This window comes from Pelagerythrobacter sp. Soil_C_18 (assembly GCF_057657235.1).
The window spans coordinates 189,797-209,375 of record NZ_JBDGIU010000004.1 but is presented as its reverse complement, the minus strand read 5'-3'; the positions used below and the strand labels follow the sequence as shown (position 1 = coordinate 209,375).

General features: G+C 67.3%; 17 protein-coding genes and 1 tRNA gene. 11 read left to right on the top strand and 7 right to left on the bottom strand.

The window, feature by feature from the left end; all coding sequences use genetic code 11:
• The 5 genes from AC3A5N_RS11245 (at nucleotide 1) to AC3A5N_RS11225 (ending at nucleotide 8,290) form a co-directional block, all read left to right on the top strand.
• Nucleotides 1-1,062: a glycoside hydrolase family 43 protein gene (locus AC3A5N_RS11245; protein WP_487737413.1), complete on the top strand. Its 1,062-nt coding sequence runs from the start codon at nucleotides 1-3 to the stop codon at nucleotides 1,060-1,062.
• A 63-nt stretch (nucleotides 1,063-1,125) separates the two neighbouring features.
• The gene (locus AC3A5N_RS11240) at nucleotides 1,126-3,444 is read left to right on the top strand and encodes a GH92 family glycosyl hydrolase (protein WP_487737469.1); all 2,319 of its coding nucleotides are present in this window, start codon (nucleotides 1,126-1,128) and stop codon (nucleotides 3,442-3,444) included.
• Between the two features lie 35 nt (nucleotides 3,445-3,479).
• Nucleotides 3,480-4,913, top strand: a complete 1,434-nt coding sequence (locus AC3A5N_RS11235; RefSeq protein WP_487737412.1) for a glycoside hydrolase family 125 protein — start codon at nucleotides 3,480-3,482, stop codon at nucleotides 4,911-4,913.
• A gap of 13 nt (nucleotides 4,914-4,926) precedes the next feature.
• On the top strand, nucleotides 4,927-7,260 hold the full coding sequence (locus AC3A5N_RS11230) for a GH92 family glycosyl hydrolase (RefSeq protein WP_487737411.1): 2,334 nt from the start codon (nucleotides 4,927-4,929) through the stop codon (nucleotides 7,258-7,260).
• A 106-nt stretch (nucleotides 7,261-7,366) separates the two neighbouring features.
• Entirely contained in the window at nucleotides 7,367-8,290 is a 924-nt protein-coding gene (locus tag AC3A5N_RS11225; protein ID WP_487737410.1) for an ROK family protein, read from the top strand.
• A gap of 20 nt (nucleotides 8,291-8,310) precedes the next feature.
• On the opposite strand, the gene AC3A5N_RS11220 is transcribed toward AC3A5N_RS11225, so the two are convergent.
• The gene (locus AC3A5N_RS11220) at nucleotides 8,311-8,952 is read right to left on the bottom strand and encodes a cation efflux transmembrane domain-containing protein (protein ID WP_487737409.1); all 642 of its coding nucleotides are present in this window, start codon (nucleotides 8,950-8,952) and stop codon (nucleotides 8,311-8,313) included.
• A gap of 71 nt (nucleotides 8,953-9,023) precedes the next feature.
• On the opposite strand from AC3A5N_RS11220, the gene AC3A5N_RS11215 reads away from it, so the two are divergent.
• On the top strand, nucleotides 9,024-9,449 hold the full coding sequence (locus AC3A5N_RS11215; RefSeq protein ID WP_487737408.1) for a MerR family transcriptional regulator: 426 nt from the start codon (nucleotides 9,024-9,026) through the stop codon (nucleotides 9,447-9,449).
• Nucleotides 9,450-9,505: 56 nt separating this feature from the next.
• Here the strand turns inward: AC3A5N_RS11215 and AC3A5N_RS11210 are convergent.
• A tRNA-Arg gene (locus AC3A5N_RS11210) sits at nucleotides 9,506-9,582 on the bottom strand.
• 119 nt (nucleotides 9,583-9,701) lie between these two features.
• On the opposite strand from AC3A5N_RS11210, the gene AC3A5N_RS11205 reads away from it, so the two are divergent.
• Nucleotides 9,702-10,094: a hypothetical protein gene (locus tag AC3A5N_RS11205; RefSeq protein ID WP_487737407.1), complete on the top strand. Its 393-nt coding sequence runs from the start codon at nucleotides 9,702-9,704 to the stop codon at nucleotides 10,092-10,094.
• Between the two features lie 60 nt (nucleotides 10,095-10,154).
• The gene (locus tag AC3A5N_RS11200; RefSeq protein WP_487737406.1) at nucleotides 10,155-10,661 is read left to right on the top strand and encodes an MmcB family DNA repair protein; all 507 of its coding nucleotides are present in this window, start codon (nucleotides 10,155-10,157) and stop codon (nucleotides 10,659-10,661) included.
• A 6-nt stretch (nucleotides 10,662-10,667) separates the two neighbouring features.
• Here AC3A5N_RS11200 and AC3A5N_RS11195 read toward each other — a convergent pair whose 3' ends face one another.
• The 5 genes from AC3A5N_RS11195 to AC3A5N_RS11175 are packed head-to-tail and all read right to left on the bottom strand — an operon-like array spanning nucleotide 10,668 to nucleotide 15,825.
• Nucleotides 10,668-11,060: a (2Fe-2S) ferredoxin domain-containing protein gene (locus tag AC3A5N_RS11195; protein ID WP_487737405.1), complete on the bottom strand. Its 393-nt coding sequence runs from the start codon at nucleotides 11,058-11,060 to the stop codon at nucleotides 10,668-10,670.
• The gene (locus AC3A5N_RS11190; protein WP_487737404.1) at nucleotides 11,057-13,159 is read right to left on the bottom strand and encodes a dipeptidyl-peptidase 5; all 2,103 of its coding nucleotides are present in this window, start codon (nucleotides 13,157-13,159) and stop codon (nucleotides 11,057-11,059) included. Before AC3A5N_RS11190 ends, AC3A5N_RS11195 begins: the two co-directional genes overlap by 4 nt.
• Nucleotides 13,160-13,212: 53 nt before the next feature.
• Nucleotides 13,213-13,668, bottom strand: a complete 456-nt coding sequence (locus AC3A5N_RS11185) for a DUF2497 domain-containing protein (protein ID WP_487737403.1) — start codon at nucleotides 13,666-13,668, stop codon at nucleotides 13,213-13,215.
• Nucleotides 13,669-13,696: 28 nt separating this feature from the next.
• The gene (locus tag AC3A5N_RS11180; protein WP_487737402.1) at nucleotides 13,697-15,190 is read right to left on the bottom strand and encodes a TolC family outer membrane protein; all 1,494 of its coding nucleotides are present in this window, start codon (nucleotides 15,188-15,190) and stop codon (nucleotides 13,697-13,699) included.
• Between the two features lie 2 nt (nucleotides 15,191-15,192).
• Complete coding sequence (locus tag AC3A5N_RS11175; RefSeq protein WP_487737401.1) at nucleotides 15,193-15,825, bottom strand: protein-L-isoaspartate O-methyltransferase family protein; 633 nt, start codon at nucleotides 15,823-15,825, stop codon at nucleotides 15,193-15,195.
• Between the two features lie 151 nt (nucleotides 15,826-15,976).
• Between AC3A5N_RS11175 and AC3A5N_RS11170 the strand changes: the two genes are divergently transcribed.
• From AC3A5N_RS11170 to AC3A5N_RS11160, 3 genes are all read left to right on the top strand, one after another.
• Nucleotides 15,977-17,518, top strand: coding sequence for a fumarate hydratase (locus AC3A5N_RS11170; protein WP_487737400.1), 1,542 nt, complete (start codon nucleotides 15,977-15,979; stop codon nucleotides 17,516-17,518).
• An 84-nt stretch (nucleotides 17,519-17,602) separates the two neighbouring features.
• Nucleotides 17,603-18,841, top strand: coding sequence for a sensor histidine kinase (locus AC3A5N_RS11165; RefSeq protein ID WP_487737399.1), 1,239 nt, complete (start codon nucleotides 17,603-17,605; stop codon nucleotides 18,839-18,841).
• Nucleotides 18,834-19,574 carry a LytR/AlgR family response regulator transcription factor gene (locus AC3A5N_RS11160; protein WP_487737398.1) on the top strand — a complete coding sequence of 247 codons (741 nt, stop codon included), beginning with the start codon at nucleotides 18,834-18,836 and terminating at the stop codon, nucleotides 19,572-19,574. The genes AC3A5N_RS11165 and AC3A5N_RS11160 overlap by 8 nt, the downstream gene beginning before the upstream one ends.
• Nucleotides 19,575-19,579: the final 5 nt, after the last annotated feature.

The window sequence follows — 19,579 nt, the reverse complement described above, 5'->3', positions numbered from 1 at the left end:
GTGACGCGCGGTTGGTTGAAGTCGGTTCTGGTTGCGGCGACGCTTGTCTGGGGCGGCCCCGCAGCGGCCGAGAACCCGGTCGTTCCGGGATGGTATGCCGATCCCGAAATTCGGGTCTTCGGTGACCGCTACTGGATCTATCCGACGTACTCGGATCATACCGAGACGCCCGACGTGTCGGAGCATTTCAGCGAGAAGCAGCAGGAACTGCGCCAGCAGCAGGCGCTGCGGCCTTCATACTACATCCAAACCTTCTTCAACGCGTTCTCTTCGCCCGACCTGGTCAACTGGACCAAGCACAGTCACGTCCTCGACGTCGAGAACGTCGAGTGGGCCGCCTACGCGGTCTGGGCGCCGTCGGCGATCGAGAAGGACGGCAAATATTACCTGTTCTTCGGCGCCAACGACATCCAGTCGGACGACGAGCTCGGCGGGATCGGCGTCGCGGTCAGCGACAGCCCCGCCGGGCCGTTCAAGGACGCGATCGGCAAGCCGCTCATCGGCAAATTCCACAACGGCGCGCAGCCGATCGACCAGTTCGTGTTCCGCGACAAGGACGGCCAGCACTACCTCTATTATGGCGGCTGGAAGCACTGCAACGTCGTGCGCCTGGGCGACGACCTGACCTCGATCGTGCCGTTCGAGGACGGCACGATGTTCAAGGAGATCACCCCTCCCGGCTATGTCGAGGGGTCGTTCATGGTCGAGCGGAACGGCATCTACTACCTGATGTGGTCCGAAGGGGGCTGGACCGGCCCCGACTACCGCGTCGCCTACGCGATGGGGCCGAGCCCGACCGGGCCGTTCGAGCCCAAGGGCGTCATTCTCGAGCAGGATTTCAGCATCGCGCGCGGCGCGGGCCACCACTCGGTGGTCAATGTGCCGGGGACCGATGAGTGGTATATCGCCTACCACCGCCGTCCGCTCGACACCGATCGGGGCGAGCACCGGCAGATCGCGATCGATCGCATGTATTTCAACGAGGACGGGACGATCCGTCCGGTCGTGATGACCAACGAAGGAGTCGACCCGCGGCCGTTCGCGGCGGCAGGTTCGGACTAAACGATGATGGGGAGGGAAACCTTGAGAAACAGCCTGAGCCGCACGCTGCGCCGCGCGACCACAATGCTGCTTGCGGTCAGCCTCTCGCTGCCGCTGCCCGCCGCCGCCCAGAGCGCGCAACCGAGCGCGGGCGAAGGCGAGGCGCTGGTCGATCTCGTCAACCCGCTGATGGGCACCGACAGCGAGTTCGCGCTGTCCTACGGCAACACCTATCCCGCCGTCGCGGTGCCGTGGGGCATGAACTTCTGGACTCCGGTGACGGGCGAGATGGGCAGCGGTTGGGGCTATACCTACGATGCGCACAAGATCAGCGGCATCAAGCAGACCCACCAGCCCAGCCCGTGGATGAACGACTATGCCGCGTTCGAGCTGATGGCGGTAACCGGCCCGGTTCGCATCAAGCAGGAAGAGCGCGCCTCGTGGTTCAGCCACATGGCCGAGGTGAGCAAGCCCTACAAATACCAGGTCTATCTCGCGGATCATGACGTGACGGCGGAGGTCGTGCCGACCAGCCGCGCGGCGCAGTTCCGCTTCACGTTCCCCGAAAGCGACGACGCGCACATCGTCCTCGACGCCTACAACGAAGGCTCGATGGTGACGGTCGATCCGAGGCGTCGCCGCATCACCGGCTATGTCCGCAACAATAGCGGCGGCGTGCCCGAGAACTTCCACAACTACTTCGTGCTCGAGTTCGACCGGGACTTCACCGTCACGCGGACCTGGGACGAGAACTTCCAGTTGCACGACGATCTGAAGAGCGAAGGCGGTCACGTCGGCGCAGTCGTCAGCTTCAAGACCGAGAAGGGCGATCAGGTCGGCGTCAAGGTCGCCTCGTCCTTTATCAGCCCGGAGCAGGCGCTGCTCAACCTCGAGCGCGAAGTCGGCGGCAAGAGCTTCGAACAGACCGAAGCCGCAGCACGCGCCGAGTGGGAGAAGGAACTCTCGCGCATCCGCGTGACCGATTCCGACATCGACAACCGCAAGACGTTCTACTCGGCGCTCTACCGCATGCTGCTGTTCCCGCGGCCGCTGCACGAGATCACGGCCGACGGGAAGACCGTCCACTACAGCCCGTACAACGGCAAGGTCGAAGACGGCTATCTCTACACCGACAACGGCTTCTGGGACACCTGGCGCGCGGTCTTCCCCTTTTTCGCGCTGATGTATCCCGACTTCGACAGCAAGGTGATGCAGGGGCTGGTCAACACTTACGAGGAGTCGGGCTGGCTTCCCGAGTGGGCGAGCCCCGGCCACCGCAACGTGATGATCGGCTCGAACTCGGCAATCATCATCGCCGACACCTACCTCAACGGCGTGCGCGGCTTCGATGTCGAGAAGCTCTACGAGGCGATGGTCAAGAACGCGACCACGTCCGAAGGCCGTCCGCGCGACGACCGGGGGCGGGTCATCAACGCAGTCGGGCGCGAAGGCGTCGAGTACTACAACCGCCTCGGTTACGTGCCCTACGACGTCGGCATCAACGAGAATGCCGCGCGTACGCTCGAATATGCGACGGCCGACTTCGCGCTATCGCGGCTCGCAGCGGCACTCGGGAAGACCGAGGATGCCCAGAAGTACGCCAAGCAGGCACAGAACTACCGCAATCTCTATGACGCTGAGAGCGGCTGGATGCGCGGCCGCAACCAGGACGGCAGCTGGGCCACGCCGTTCAATCCGTACAAGTGGGGAGATGCCTTCACCGAAGGCAATTCGCTACACTACAGCTGGTCGGTGATGCAGGACGTCCAAGGTCTCATCGATCTGATGGGTGGAGACCAGAAGTTCATCGAGCGGCTCGATTCGATCTTCACCACGCCGCCGATCTTCGACGACAGCTACTACGGCCAGACGATCCACGAGATCCGCGAGATGCAGATCGTCGACATGGGCCAATATGCCCATGGCAACCAGCCGATCCAGCACATGATCTATCTCTACGACTGGGCCGGCGCACCGTGGAAGACGCAGTACCATGTGCGCAACGTGCTGGAGAAGCTCTACTCGCACGGGCCGATCGGCTACCCGGGCGACGAGGACAACGGCCAGACTTCGGCCTGGTACGTCTTCTCCGCGCTCGGCTTCTACCCGGTGACGCCGGCGGTCGGCGAGTACGCGATCGGCAGTCCGCTGTTCGACCGGGTCGACCTGACCATGCCCAATGGCAAGGCGCTGGCGATCATCGCCGAGAACAACAGCGACGAGAACGTCTACATCCAGTCGGTGACGTTCAACGGCCAGCCGCACGAGGTGACCTGGCTCGACCGCGAGGCGCTGCAGCAGGGCGGCACGCTCACTTTCGTGATGGGACCCGAACCCAACAAGCAATGGGGCACCGGCCAGGATGCCGCGCCCTTCTCGATGAGCGCGCCTGCCGGTCAGTGACCGCGGCGCATCGAAAACCAGTGGGAGAGACCGTGATGAACCTCAGCCGCCGCGACATGCTGTCGAGTGCAGGTGCCCTTGCCGTGGCGGCGACGCTGCCCGGCGCCGCCATGGCCGCCCAGCAGGGGGTGTCGCAGCGCCCCCCGAAGGCCCAGCGCCGCTTCACCAGCAAGGCCGTCGAGGCCGAGATCGCGCGGGTGAAGGCGAAGATCGGCGACCCCGAACTCGCCTGGCTGTTCGAGAACTGCTACCCGAACACCCTCGATACGACCGTGTTCGCAGGGCAGGTGGGCGGCAAGCCCGACACTTTCGTCATCACCGGCGATATCAATGCGATGTGGCTGCGCGACAGCTCGGCGCAGCTCCAGACCTACGTGCATCTGACCGGTGAGGATCCTGAGCTTCGCCGGCTGTTCCACGGCGCGATCCAGCGTCAGGCGCGCTGCATCCTGATCGATCCGTATGCCAACGCCTACACGCACGATCCGAATGCCAAGTCGAACCTACCAGCGATCAACGATCTGACCGACATGAAGCCGGGCGTGGCCGAGCGGAAGTGGGAGATCGACTCGCTCTGCTACCCGATGCGCCTCGCGCACGGTTACTGGACGAACACGCGCGACAAGGCGCCGTTCGACGACGTCTGGGCGGAAGCGATGCGCACCGCGGTCGACACCCTGCGCGTTCAGCAGCGCAAGGACGGACCGGGGCCCTATCACTTCCAGCGGGTCGACAAATCGCCGACCGAGACGCTGATGTTCGGCGGCTACGGCGCACCGACGCGCAAGGTTGGGCTGATCCATTCGGGCTTCCGCCCGTCGGACGATGCCTGCCGCTTCCCGTTCCTGATCCCGTCGAACCTGTTCGCCGTTTCGGCGCTGCGCATGCTGGCGGCGGTGCTGCGCGACACGCGCAACGACGCGGCCTTCGCCCGCGACTGCGAAGCGCTTGCGAGTGAGGTCGAGGCCGCGCTCCACGCCCATGGCAAGATGTCCGACGGCAAGGGCGGCGAAGTCTGGGCCTACGAGGTCGACGGCTACGGCAATGCCATCTTCATGGACGACGCCAACGTCCCCAGCCTGTCCGCTCTACCGCTGCTTGGCTCGGCCGATCGCAACGATCCGCTCTACCGCCGCACCGCCGATCTCGCCTGGTCCGAGCGCAACCCCTATTTCTTCAAGGGAACGGCGGCGGAAGGGATCGGCGGGCCGCACATCGGCATGGACATGGTCTGGCCGATGTCGATCATCACTCGCGGTCTGCTGAGCGACGACGACGCCGAAATCCGCCAGTGCCTCAAGTGGCTCAAGACCACGCATGGCGGCACCGGCTTCATGCACGAGTCCTTCCACAAGGACGATCCGGCCAACTTCACGCGCAGCTGGTTCGCCTGGGCGAACGGCCTGTTCGGCGACCTGATCCTCGATCTGGACCGCCGCAAGCCGGCGCTGATCGCCGGCCGTATCTAACGGAGAGGGACCCATGCTGCGTACCAGTCGCCGTCAACTGCTCGCCGGAACCGGTTTCACCGCTCTGGCGGGCCTCGCTCCGCGCACCGCCTGGGCGCAGGCGCCGAGCGCGGGCAGGCCGAACCTGTTCGTCGGCACGGGCGGGCATGGCCATACCTTCCCCGGCGCCTCGCTGCCTTTCGGTATGGCGCAGCTCAGCCCCGATACCGACAACGCGCGGTGGGACGCCTGCTCGGGCTATCACGACACCGACGGCTCGATCATGGGCTTCTCCCACACACACCTCTCGGGCACCGGCATCGGCGACATGCTCGACGTGCTGGTGGTGCCCACGCGCGGCGAGCTGGAGCTGACCCCCGGCAAGCTCGGCAGCCCCGACACCGGCTATCGCCAGCGCTTCACCGACGAGTTCGCCGAGCCCGGCTACTACCGCGTGCTCCTCGAATCGGGCGTTCAGGCGGAGCTGACGGTCACCGAACGGTGTGGCCTCCATCGCTACCGCTTCCCCAGCGGGCCGGGGCATATCCTGATCGACTTCGCGCACATGATCCTCGACGATTGGGACACGGGCGCGCTGATCGAGCAGGCCTCGCTCCTGCTCCAGCCCGACGGGATGCTGACCGGCCACCGCCAGGTCAACCGCTGGGCCAAGGGACGCCACATCCATTTCGCGATGGAGCTGTCCCGCAAGCCCGACCGTGTCCAGTTCTTCGACGACGGCGACACGCCTGCGATGGAAGGCTCGGCCGGGGTCCAGGGCAGGACCCTCAAGGTCGCGCTGTTCTTCGACGATGCCGGCGGTGATCCAATCCTGATCAAGACGGGCCTCTCGGGCGTCTCGGTCGAAGGCGCGAAAGCCGCACTGGCGGCCGAGGCGCCCGGCTGGGACTTCGACGGCGCATGCAAGGCCGCTCGCGCCGCCTGGGCACGCGAACTGGGTTGCGTGCGCGTGAAAGGCGGCACCGAGGCGCAGCGCACGATCATGGCGAGCGCGCTTTACCATGCCTTCCTCGCCCCCACGCTCTTCACCGACCGGGACGGCCGCTACATCGGCCTCGACGGGGAAGAGCATCAGGCGCCCCAAGGGGAAGCGGCCTTCAGCACCTATTCGCTGTGGGACACTTATCGCACGCTCCACCCGCTGCTGACGCTGGTGCAGCCCGAGCGTGCGGCGGTCTTCACCCGCGACCTGATCCGGCAGACGGAGCAGAGCCCCTATGGACCGCCCGTCTGGCCGCTCCAGGGCGTCGAGACCGGCACGATGATCGGCTGGCACTCGGTGGTCACGCTCGCCGAAGCAAAGGTAAAGGGCATCGAGGCCGACTATGCCGCCGCCTGGCCCAACGTCCGCAAGCGCGCATTCGACCGTGAGTTCAAGGACAGCCCCAGCTCGCTTGGCCGCGGCCATTACTACGACCTCGGCTACATTCCCGCCGACAAAGTATGGGAATCGGTCAGCCGCACGCAGGAATATGCCTACGACGACTGGGCTATGGTCGTTCTGGCCGAAGCGGCTGGCGCGCACGACGATGCCGAGGCGCTGCGCAAGCGCAGCCTCAACTATCGCAACGTGCTCGACGCCTCGATCGGCTTCGCGCGGCCCAAGTTCTCCGACGGAACTTGGTGGGCGCCCTACGATCCGATCCAGATCGGTCACATGCCCGAGCCGTGGTGGCGCGACTATACCGAGGCGAACGGCTGGCAGGCGACGTTCCTCAACCAGCACGACATCTACGGCCAGATCGAGCTGTTCGGCGGCGACGCTGCGTTCGAGAAGAAGCTCGACGACCTGTTCAACGCGCCGTCGACCCTGCCCGACAATGCGCCGCCCGACATCTCAGGGCTGGTCGGGCAATATGCCCACGGCAACGAGCCCAACCACCACGTCGCCTATCTCTACGCCTATGCCGGCGCGCCGCATAAGACGCAGGCGATGGTCCGCCGCCTGCTGACCGAGATGTACAAGGCCGACCCGGATGGCGTGATCGGCAACGACGACTGCGGCCAAATGAGCGCCTGGTTCATCATGTCCGCGCTCGGCTTCTACCCGGTCGATCCGGTGAGCGCCGCCTACGTCTTCGGCTCGCCGCTGTTCGACGAGGCCGAGATGGACCTCGGCGGCGGCAAGACCCTGCGCGTGCGCGCTCCGGGCAATGGACCGAGCGCGCCTTACGTCCAGTCGGTCCGATGGAACGGCAAGTCCTGGACCCGCAACTGGATCGACCATGCCGAGCTCGCCAAGGGCGGCGAGCTGGTGTTCGAGATGGGCGCGCAGCCGTCGCGCTTCGGTACGGCCGTGGCGGATCGTCCGCCCTCCTTCGGGCGAGCGGCCGGAAATCCATCATGATTGGCGCAGCGTTCGCACGCGATGCGCGACTTCGTTCCGCGCTCTCGCGCGCCAGATCGATTGACAAGGAGAGACTGATGCACTTCGACGCTCCGGGGGCATGCGAATGAGCGCCAGGGACGATGGCCAGATACGACAGTTACCGTTCGCAGGTGTCGAGCTGGGGGGGACGAAATGCATCGTCACCCTCGCGCATGGTCCCGGCGCCGTGCTCGATCAGCGGACGATTCCGACGACCGAGCCCGACGAGACCTTGCCGGCGATCGCGGGCATCCTGCACAAGTGGCGGCTCGACGGCGGGTTTCGCGCTCTCGGCATCGCGTCCTTCGGGCCGATCGAGCTGAGGCCCGCGTCCGAACGGTACGGACAGATCCTGAGAACCAACAAGCCCGGCTGGTCCGGCACCGACGTGTTGCATCGCCTGTCGACCACGTTCGACGTGCCGACCGCCTTCGATACCGACGTCAACGGCGCCGCCCTTGCCGAAATCCGCTGGGGCTGTGCGCAAGGGCTCGACGACTTCGCCTATGTCACCGTCGGGACCGGCGTCGGCGTCGGGCTGATCGTCCACGGCCGCCCGACGCGGGGCATCGGCCACAGCGAGATCGGGCATCTGCGTGTGCCCCGCACTCCGGGCGATGCGCACCGCAGCGTGTGCCGTTTCCACGAGGACTGCGTCGAGGGCCTCGCATCGGGCACCGCCTTGAAGGCCCGTCTGGGCGAGCAGCGGGTGCGCGACATCGCGCCCGACGATCCGGTCTGGACCGCGATCGTCGATGCGCTGGCTGCGATGTGCCACGATCTCGTCTGCACGACCGGCCCGCACCGCATTGCGATCGGCGGCGGCGTCGTGTCGAGCCAGGCTCACCTGCTCGGCCGGATCGAGGCGCGGCTGATCGACAGCCTGAACGGCTATATCGATCTGCCGGACTCGGGCGATTTCATCGTCCAGCCCAAGCTGGGCGTCCTGGCCGGGCCGCTTGGCTCGATCGCGCTCGCGGCCAACGCGGCGGAGTTGGCGGGCGCCTAGCCCAAGCACCGACGCGCGGACTATTCCGCCGGCTGCGGTGCGCGCTCGCGGCGCAATTCCTTCGAGGCCTCGCGCATGATCTGTGCGCCGCCCGAGAGACCCAGCGCCGCGAGCACCGCCGCAACGATCAGGTCGGGCCAGGCTGTGCCGGTGCCGAAGACGCCCGCCGCGGCGGCCACGACCGCGATGTTGCCGATCGCGTCGTTGCGCGAGCAGATCCAGACGGAGCGCATGTTCGCGTCCCCCGTCCGGAAGCGGTAGAGCAGGAGAGCGACGCCGGTGTTGGCAAGCAGGGCCAGCACGCCGATGGCGCCCATGGTGCCGGCGTGCGGGTCGGCCCCGGCTATCGCGGCGTAGATGCTGCTGCCGAGCACCCACAGCCCGAGCACGATCAGCGTGCCCCCCTTGAACAGCGCCGCGCGGGAACGCCACGTCAGCGCGAGGCCGGCAACGGCCAGGCTGATCGCGTAGTTGGCGGCGTCGCCGAAGAAATCCAGCGCGTCGGCCATCAGCGCGCGCGAGTCCGCGGCTGCGCCGGCGACGATCTCCGCTCCGAACATTCCGAAGTTTACCGCGAGCGCGATCCACAGCGCGCGCCGCCAGCGCGGATCGTTGTTTCCGCCGGTGCTCGAACACGAGCTGCTGCAGCACCCGCCTGCCATTATGCCGTCTCCTGGACAATTTCCGAGTCGGCGCCCCATATGCACCCTGTAGCTGCTACAGGGTCAAGAGCATGCGTCTGAAAATCGGCGAACTGGCGAAGGCGACCGGCACCAAGGTCGAAACGGTGCGGTACTACGAACGCATCGGCCTGCTGCCCCAGGCAGAACGGACGAGCGGCAACTATCGCAGCTACACGCCGGCGCATCTCGACCATCTGAACTTCATTCGCCACGCACGCCGGCTCGGCTTCGACATCGCCGATATCCGCTCGCTCCTCGACCTGGCCGACCAGCCCGAGCGCGACTGCGCCGACGCGGACCGGATCGCGTCGGGCCATTTGCGCGCCGTCAAGGACAAGATCGCGCGCCTGGTTCTGCTGCGGGAGGAACTGAACCGTATGATCGGCCAGTGCCGCGGCGGTTCGGTCGGGAACTGCCGCATCATCGAAACGCTCGCCGACCACAGTCTGTGCCGGAGCGACCACGCAGGCGGCTGACCGAGATTCGGTCGCCCTTCGGCGAGATGCGCACGTCGCGCTGGATCTATGAGCAATGGCGCACCCGACAGGATTCGAACCTGTGACCTCTGCCTTCGGAGGGCAGCGCTCTATCCAGCTGAGCTACGGGTGCGTGAGCGAGCGCGGCGCTTAGCAAAGGCGACGGCGGCTTGCTAGGCGAATTTGCCGGTCCGGCTGCGCGCGGACGCGGCATTAGCGATTTGGCAAGTCGATGGATGCTAGGCGGACGGCATGAATGCGCCGTTTCCTCCCGATCAGACCCAGCGCGAGCTGCGCGGCGGCGAAGCGTCGCTGAGCGCGCAGTGGTCGGCCATGCTCGATGCGGGCACGGCAGTCGCGATGCTGGCAGGGGTTGCAGCGGAGAACCCGAGTGCGGCCGAGCGCGGCTTTGTCGCCGCCGTCCGGGATGCCGGCGGCTGGCGGCTCGAACTGGCGCGCGACGGCATGGCCGATCTGAGCGCGATGCTCCAGCCGGGCCTCTCCGCCCTGCTCGCCGTGAAGGCGCGCGGGCACGACGCCAGCGGCGCCGCGCTCACGCTGTGGGAGGAATACCGCGCCGCACGCGACGCCTTGCTCGCGCTCGCGCCGGAAGCCGGGATCATGGGCCCGCGCCGCAGCGCCTGATCCGCATGTATCCGCCGCAAACCGGTTGACCGAGTTCGCCGTTTGTTCCAGTCATGGGGCATGAATCGCGTTCTGAACTCGCAGCCTGCTGCCGTCCCGGCCGCCGCGAATGCCACCGCCGCCGATGTCGCGCGCGGCATCTGCCGCCTCTTCGCGCGCAATGACGTCTGGTGCCTGTCCGAGATGCCGCTGCGCAACGGCCGCCGGGCGGACCTGATGGGAATCGACGCGAAAGGGCGGATCGTGATCGTCGAGATCAAGGTGAGCCGCGCCGACCTGCTCGGCGACGGCAAGTGGCCCGACTACCTCGACTTCTGCGACCGTTTCTATTGGGGGCTGCCCGTGGGGCTCGACCGCGGCCCGCTCGAGGGTGCCGATTACCGGCCCGATTGCTGCGGGGTGATCGTCGCCGACGGCTACGATGCGGAGATCGTCCGGCCTGCGCCCTCGCACCCGCTCGCCGCCGCGCGGCGCAAGGTCGAGGTGGAGCGGCTGGCGCGCGCCGCGCTCAGGCGGAATCTGGTCGGTCTCGACCCCGACTGCACGCCCTGGGGAACGCCGGCCTAGCGCGCGCTAGCCGCCTTCGGGCGCTTGCAGGCGGAACTCCTCGACCGGTTCGCCGCCGATCAGATGCTGCTGGATGATCCGCTCGAGCACGGGCTCGCTGCACGAGTGATACCAGACCCGGTCGGGCCAGACGAGCGCGATCGGCCCCGCCTCGCAAATCTGCAGGCAATCGGCCTTGGTTCGCTGCACGCCGCCCGAGCCGTCGGCCCGCTTCGGCCCGGCAAGGCCGAGCTCCTTCAGCCGCTTCTTGAGATACTTCCAGGCCCGTTCGCCCTCCTCGCGCCGGCAGCATTTCTGCTTTTCCGACAGTGCGCAGAGGAAGATGTGGCGCTCGATCGTCTCGCCGCCGATCTTGGCGAGCGCCGTCCGCGCCTTGGCGAGATCCGTCGCCCCGGTCATTCCTTCCCGAGCCAGCGGTCGAGCCAGGCGAAGACCGTCTGGTGCCATTGCAGCGAGTTCTTCGCGTCCAGCACCCAGTGGTTCTCCTCCGGGAAGACGAGCAGCTGCGCCGGCACGTCCTGCTCCTGCAGGGCGGTGAAGGCGCCTAGTGCCTGGGTGTAGGGGACGCGGAAATCCTTCTGGCCCGTCACCACCAGCATCGGCGTCTTCCAGTTGCCGACGTGGTGCACAGGGTTCCACTTCTCGTAGAGTTCGGGGTTCTCGGCGTAGGAGCCGCCGAAGTCCCAGCGGGGAAACCACAGTTCCTCGGTCGCGTAGTAGAAGCTGCGCATGTCGAACAGGCCGTCGTGCTGCACCAGGCAGTCGAACCGGTCGGGCCAGCGCCCGGCGATCCAGTTCATCATGTAGCCGCCGTAGCTCGCGCCCATGGCACAGGCGCGCGTGCCGTCGATCTGCGGATCGAGTGCGAGCGCAGCGGCGAGGCCCTTCTGCAGGTCCTCGAGCGGCTTGCCGCCCCAGTCGCGGTTGATGGCGTCGGTGAAGGCCTGACCGTAGCCGGTCGACCCGTGGAAATCGACCGAGATCACGGCATAGCCCTGACTAGCGACCACGCGCGGGTTCCAGCGCGTGGACCATGCGTCGTTGAACGAGCCCTGCGGCCCGCCATGAACGTAGAGGATCGCGGGCATGGGGCCGTCGCGACCGTCGAGCTTGGTGATCTGGCCCCACACCGTATCGCCGCCCGCGCCGATGAAGCTGAAGCGGTGGCTGACGATCGGCGCCAGCCGGCCGAGGTGGCGCCCGGCCACTTCCGTCAGCGGCATGGCCTGCTGCCAGCCGTGCGAGAGGAACAGCTCCGGCGGTGCGCCGATCGAATCGCGGGTAAACAGCAGCCGCTCGCCGGCGAGCGGCACGACATTGCCGACGTGCGCCTCGTTGCCGGCCATGAGGTCGAGTTCCTGGACTTCGCCGCTCGCCGGGTCGATGCGGAACGCGGGCGTGTCGAGCACGTCCTGCGCGGTGGCGACGATCCAGCGCGAGTCGGGCGTCCAGGCGAGCGAGCCGAACGAGCGATCGAAGCTCTCGGTCAGCGCGCGGGTTTCCCCGGTCGCAAGATTCCGCAGGTGGATCACCAGCCGGTCGGCCTCATAGCCCGGGCGCGCCATCGCGGCGTAGGCGAGCCACTTACCGTCGGGCGACGGTGCGGGTAGCGTATCGGTCGCCTCGTTGGTCTCGGTGAGGTTGACCGGCGCACCGCCGGTCAGATCATTCCACCAGATGTCGACGTTGGTCGACGTCGGTTCGGCCGCGTCCGATCGCCGCGCAGCGAAGAACAGGCCCGAGGCGTCGGGCGCCCAGGCGATCTCCTCTCCGCCACCGAACGGCTTGGTCGGGGTGTCGCCCACGAGCGCGCCCTCCCCGGCGGGGCCGTCGAGCGGGATGCCGGCGCCTGCGGCCTTCCCGTCGACGAGGTCGAAGGCGAACACGCGGCCGAAAGTGCCGGGTGTCTCCCAGGTATCCCAGTGGCGGACGAAACCGTCTTCCGAGCTGTAAAGGAGGCCGTCGCCCGGCCCAGGAAGATGTGCGGTGCCATCGCCTTCGCAGCCGAAGGTCGGGCAGTCGCGCGCCACGTCGCCGAACAGCGCGATCTTGCGGCCGTCGGGCGAGAGTTCGAAGCCCGCGACGTCGGCAGCGACATTGGTCACCTGAGCAGGGCTGCCGGCGGTGCCGCTCGCGTCCAGCGCGGCGCGCCACACCTGGCTCGTTCCGCCGGCGCCGCGGTCGGAGAGGAAGTAGAGCGAGCCGTCGGCGCCGAAGGCCGGGCTGCTCGCGCTGCCGCCCAGATCGAGTGCGAGCGCCTTCGCCTGGGGCGCCGCGAGATCGCGCAGGTAGAGCGTCGTCGTGCGGGCGTAGCTTTCGGGATTGGTCGAGGTGACGGCGTAGATCGCGAACCGGCCGTCGGGCGATGCGACTGGCGCACCGAGGCGCGGCATGGTCACGAGATCCTGCGCCGTCATCGGCGCGGTGTCCTGGGCAAGGGAAGGCGCGGCGAAGGCCAGCGCGGCGAGCGAGATTGCGAAACCCGTTCTTCTGATCATGCGCCACGGCCTAGCGGCTCGGCGAGCATGGGGAAAGCGGTTTAGGCCGCGCGTCAGCCGCGCTTGCCGGCAATCCGCGCGATTTCCGCCTTCACCAGCCTTTCGACCATTTCGGGCAGGTTCCGGTCCAGCCATTCCGCCAGCATCGGGCGCAGCATGTCGCGCGCCAGCCCCTCGAGCGAGGTCTCGCCGGAACGGACGATCTGTGGCGGCACGCCCGGCTCTGCCAGCATGGCGAGCGCGGCGAGGTTCTCGCGCAGCGAATCGCGCACCGCATCGGTCGTCAGGGGCGAGCTCTCGTCATCGTCGTCCGCCTGTTCGACGAATTCGGCCGCACCGAGGTCGAGGACCTCTTCCATGCCCCCTTCGCCGACCGGGCTGGGATTTGCCAAGCCCTCTTCCTCGCGCCGGCGGCGCGTCTCCGTCGCGATCGTGCGATTGTCGCGCGCGATCACCTTCTTGATCGATTCGAGGATCTCCTCGACGGACGCTTCGCCCTGCTGACGCATGTTGCCGAGTACCCCGGGTTCCACCCGCTCAGTCGATTACCGAGGCGGGCTGCGATTCACTGCCGAGAATCTCCGCATCCTGTGCGGGGATGTCAACGGTTCTCGTCGATTGCGGCACCGGGTCGGGATCGCGGTCCCAGTCGAACCACTTGCCTTCGACCCGTTCGAAGTTGAGCTGCGGGTCGTAGAGCAGCCCTTCGCTATCCAGCCCCAGATCGCGCGCCTCGGCGCGGCCCATGGCGGCAAGCAGGCTGAATCCTGCGACGTAGGCGTTGCGCCGCGCGGTCACGAGCTCGACCTGGGCGTTCAGCAGTTCCTGCTCGGCATTGAGTACGTCGAGGATGGTGCGGTTGCCGATCGAATTTTCCGCGCGCACGCCTTCGAGGCTCAGGTCGGCGGCGGAGACGGCGGCCTGCGAGCTCTCGATGATCGCGAGCGAGGCCTGCCAGCTTGAGTAGGCGGCACGGACCTGTGCGATCACATCGCGCTCGGCCGCGATGATGTCCTCCAGCGCAGCCGAGGCGCGTGCTTGCGCCTGCCGCTGCAACGCGGCGGGGCGCCCGCCCTGAAAGATCGGGATGGAGATCGAAACGCCGGCTTGCGCGCCCGAGGACGTCTGCGAGACGTCATCGCGGGGAACCGTCGGATCGTCGACGATCGCGCCGCCGAGCGTGCCGAGGTAGTTGTCGTAAGTGTAGCCCGTGAACAGGGAAACGCGCGGCAGCCGGCCCGCGCCGGCGACCTCTATGTCGTATCCGGCTGCCTCGGCACGCTCGCGCGCCGCGATGAGGTCGGGATTGTTCTCCAGCGCCACGGCCACGGCCTCGTCCGGGGTGCTCGGCAGTCCGGGCAGCGGCGGGGGCGGCTGCAGATCGGTCGGCGCCTGGCCGACGAGCGCGATGTAGTCCTCGCGTGCGGCGATCAGGTTCGCCTGGGCCGCCCGTAGGTCGCTTTGGGCGACTGCGAGGCGCGCTTCGGATTGTGCCACGTCGGTGCGCGTCAGATCGCCGATCTCGAACCGGTCGCTGGTCGCCTGCAGGTTGGTCGACAGCACGTCGACCTGATTGGCAGCGAGCCCGACGATCGCTTCATTACGGATCACGTCCATGTAGGCGGCGACGACCTGGTTGAAGACAGTCGATTCGGTGCCGCGCAGATCGGCTTGGCCGGCCTGGACCCGTTCCTCGGCCGCGCGCACGGCGTTCTTCACGGCGCCGCCCGAATAGATCGGCACGCCGAGTTCGACGCCGAGATTCACTACGCGCTCGGGCGCGGCGAAATCGGTCGAGCTTTGCTTGAGGTATTCGGTGTATCGTCCGGTCGCGCCGATGTCGGGGCGCCCCGCGGACTTTTCGATCGGGACGTTCTCGTCGGTCGCGCGCTGCTGCGCCCGGGCCGACTGGAGGGTCGGATTGCCGCGATAGGCTTCGACCAGCGCCTCGCGCAGCGTATCGGCGCTCGCCGGCGCAGCGACGAGCGTCGCCCCGGCCAGCAAGGCCAGCTTCGCCCCCCTCCTCCTCATTGTCAGAAGCTCCATCGTTTCGGCGTGTCGAACTGCCTCAGGCGCGGAATGCCCATCTCGGCCAGGCGGAGCCAGCCGATCGCGCCGCCCGCCGGGCGCCCCGCGGCGAGCCGGGTCACGCCATCCTCGACGAGGCCGGCCACGACTCGCCCGTCCTCCGCGAGGCGCCGGGTCAGCGTGTCGGGAAACTGCTCAACCGCCCCGTCGATCAGGATCAGTGAGAACGTGCCGCGCAGCGAACCGAGCGCCTGTTCGGGCGCGATCGCCTTGACCGACTTGACCAGCGGATCGATCAGCGCCGGCAGATAGCCGCTGCCGCCATCGACCACGAGAACCTCGTCGCTCGCGTCGGGGCGCGCTTCCTGCATGGCCATTCCGTAGAACAGCGGTGCGGCAATGTGCCCTCCATCGTCGAAGGCGATTCCGCGATCCATGTAGGCGACCCCGCGCGCGCCTTCCGGAACGTGCGCCTCGCGCGCCACGGCTGCCATGCGCTGGAGCACGCCCGCGTCGTTGACGCCGCTGGTGCGGAGCTGGCTGTCGATCATCGCGCGGCGAGCGGCGGCGAAGCCGGCCTGAGCGGCGCTGGTCTGGCCGGCGCTGGTCTGTAGGGTGCGGGTTTCGGCAAGTGTCATATGGGCCTCGGCGCGCTGTATTACACGCTTAATACAGTTGGTCAATCGGGCATGGCTTTAGGCGTATCGCCCCGCCCGGCCAAGCGCTTTGACGCTAGGTGGGGAGCGCGCCTATGGGATTCGCCAATCGATAGGAAGGAACCTGGCTTCGATGAGCGACTTTGATGGGCGGCCCCTCGTAACGATCCGCGAGGGGGACCTGATCGAGAGCGTGGCGGACGCGCTCCAGTACATCTCCTACTACCATCCGATGGACTATATCCGTGCGCTCGGCGCCGCCTACGAAGCGGAGCAGGGCCCGGCCGCGAAGGATGCGATCGCGCAGATCCTGACCAACAGCCGCATGTGCGCCGAAGGGCACCGGCCGATCTGCCAGGACACCGGGATCGTCAACGTCTTCATCAAGTGGGGGCAGGACTGCCGCCTCGATTCGCCCCGGAGCCTGCAGGACGTCGTCGACGAAGGGGTGCGGCGCGCCTACACCCACCCCGACAACAAGCTGCGCGCGTCGATCCTCGCCGATCCAGCTTTCACCCGCCGCAACACGCGCGACAATACGCCCTGCGTGCTCTCGGTCGAAATGGTGCCGGGGAGCACCGTGTCGGTCGACGTCGCGGCCAAGGGCGGCGGCAGCGAGAACAAGTCGAAGTTCAAGATGATGAACCCGAGCGACAACATCGTCGCCTGGGTGCTCGAGCAGATCCCCTCGATGGGCGCCGGCTGGTGCCCGCCCGGCATGCTCGGGATCGGCATCGGCGGCACGGCCGAGCACTGCGTCAAGCTCGCCAAGCAGAGCCTGATGGAGCCGATCGACATGGCGCAGCTCAAGGCGCGCGGGCCGCAAAGCGATATCGAGCGGCTCCGGATCGAGATCTACGACGCGGTGAACGCGCAAGGCGTCGGCGCACAGGGCCTCGGCGGGCTTTCGACGGTGCTCGACGTGAAGATCCTCGACGCCCCCTGTCACGCAGCGGGCAAGCCGGTGGCGATGATTCCGAACTGCGCGGCGACGCGCCACGCGCATTTCACGCTCGACGGCTCTGGGCCGACCTATCTCGAGCCGCCGAAGCTGGACGAATGGCCGGACGTGCACTGGAAGCCCGACGCGGCCGCCCGGCGCGTGAATCTCGACACGCTGACGAAGGAAGAAGTCGAAAGCTGGCAGCACGGCGACCGGCTGCTGCTTTCCGGAAAGATGCTCACGGGGCGCGATGCGGCGCACAAGCGCATTCACGACATGCTGGCGAAGGGCGAGAAGCTGCCGGTCGATTTTCGCGGCCGCGCGATCTACTACGTCGGCCCGGTCGATCCCGTCCTGGGCGAGGTCGTCGGCCCTGCGGGCCCGACCACCGGGACGCGAATGGACAAGTTCACTGAGATGATGCTCGACCTCGGCCTGCTCGCGATGATCGGCAAGGCCGAGCGCGGGCATGATGCGGTTCAGGTGATCAGCCGGTTCAAGGTCGCGTACCTGATGGCGACCGGCGGCGCGGCCTATCTCGTCGCGCGTGCGATCAAGGAAGCCAAGGTCGTCGCGTTCGAGGATCTCGGTATGGAGGCGATCTACGAGTTCACCGTCGAGGACATGCCGGTGACGGTCGCGGTCGATGCCCAGGGCAACAACGTCCATACCCTCGCGCCGGCGCAGTGGAAGGAGCGGATCGCACGCGAGGGCCTGCTCGAAGGCGCGTGACGGCTGTTCGACGAAGCGCAGAAGCGTTCCGACGACCGCGCTGGTCGGGCGGGACCGTTCGCGGCTAGAGCGAAAGTCCGGATCATGGCTCGACAGATATCCTCCGAAGACCGCACCCGCGTGCCGGTCGTCACCGTCCTCGCTTCGATGACCGGGTTGTGGCTGTGCTACCTCGTGCTCACCACCGTGCGCGGCACTATTCTCGGGTTCGAGCCACACGCGGAAATGCTCTGGCGCCGCGGCGTCGTCACGCTGGTCGGCATCGGTATGACGATACTGCTGTGGGCGATCCTCCGGCTGTTCGACGATCGCGCCTTGTGGATGAAGATTCTCGCCGCGGTGTTGGTGGCCATTCCGATCTCGATCCCGATCGCGCAGACCAACCAGTGGATCTTCGCCGATATCCAGCGTCAGGTCGAAAAAAACTACGGCGAGGAGCGCGGGATCAATATTCGCCGTGACGAGGCCGGGAATCTCCTGGTCGATATCCCGCCCGAACGGTTCCATGATCTGACCGGCCTGGGAGTCCGCGATGGGGTTGCGGCGACAGCGCCGACCAGCGTCATGATCGCCCCTGCTCCGTCCAAGGTCGACCAGTGGCTGCAGGTCGTCGATATCGCGCTGGGGCGCTATTTCCTCCTGCTCGCCTGGGCTTCGCTCTATTTCGCGATGGTTGCCGGCGCGCAGGCGCGGGCGGCAGAGCGGCGCGAGGAGCGGTTCCGCAGCGCCGCCAAGGCGGCCGAGCTTCGGTCGCTGCGTTACCAGGTCAATCCGCATTTCCTGTTCAACACGCTGAACTCGCTGTCCGCCCTGGTCATGACGGGCAAGGCCGAGCGCGCCGAGACGATGATCCAGACGATCTCGACCTTCTACCGCCATAGCCTCGCGGACGACCCGACCGGCGACGTCGCATTGACCGACGAGTTCGAGCTGCAGCGCCAGTATCTTGCAATCGAGGCGGTTCGCTTCCCTGATCGGCTCGCGGCCGTGTTCGACTTGCCGGAGGAGCTCGCCGAGGCGCGCGTGCCGGGCATGATCCTGCAGCCGCTGGTCGAGAATTCGGTCAAATACGCCGTCGCCCCACACAAGGCGCCGGTGACGATCCGCATTGCCGCGCGCGAGGACTACGGCCGGCTGGCGATCACCGTCGAGGACGACGGGCCCGGTGCATCGCACGCCTGCGATTCGGGCTTCGGCATCGGCCTCGCAAACGTCCGCGACCGCCTCCAGGCCCGCTTCGGCAACGAGGCGACGGTCACCTCCGGCCCGGTCGATGGTGGCTATCTCACCGAAATCCGCATTCCGCTGGTGAATCATGGCTGACGACAAAGACACCGAACCGCTGCGCACCCTGATCGTCGACGACGAGCCGCTCGCCGTCGAACGCATGCAGGTGATCTGCGCCAAGCTGCCGCAACTGGCCGTGGTCGGCACGGCGAGCGACGGGGCCGCCGCGCTAAGGCTGATCGAGGCGCTGACACCCGACCTCGTCCTGCTCGACATGACGATGCCGGAGGTCGACGGGCTTGCCGTGGCGCGCAAGCTGGCGGAGCGGGACCGGCGGCCGGCAGTGATCTTCGTCACCGCGCACGATCACTTCGCGGTCGAGGCGTTCGATCTCGATGCAGTCGACTACGTTCTCAAGCCCGTCGCGCACGACCGGCTGGCACGCGCCATCGAACGCGCGGTCTCGCGCGGTGCGCGCCCGACGCGTGGCGAAAGCCGGTGGCTAAAGGAACTGTGGGTGCCGCATCGTTCCGAGCTGCTGCGGGTCGACGTCGATCAGGTCCACCGGATCGATGCCGAGCGCGACTACGTGCGCCTTCATCTCGGCGATCGCAGCTATCTGCTGCTGCAGACGATTGCGGGATTGGAAGAGCGGCTCGATCCGGGGGCGTTCATCCGCATCCACCGGTCCACGATCCTGCGCAAGGATCGCATCCGCGGTCTGCGCCATGACGGGCTGGGGGTATGGTCGGCCGAACTCGAAGGCGGTGACGCCCTGCGGATCGGGCGGACCTATCTGCCGAAGGTCAAGGCGATGGCAGGCCGCTAGCTGCC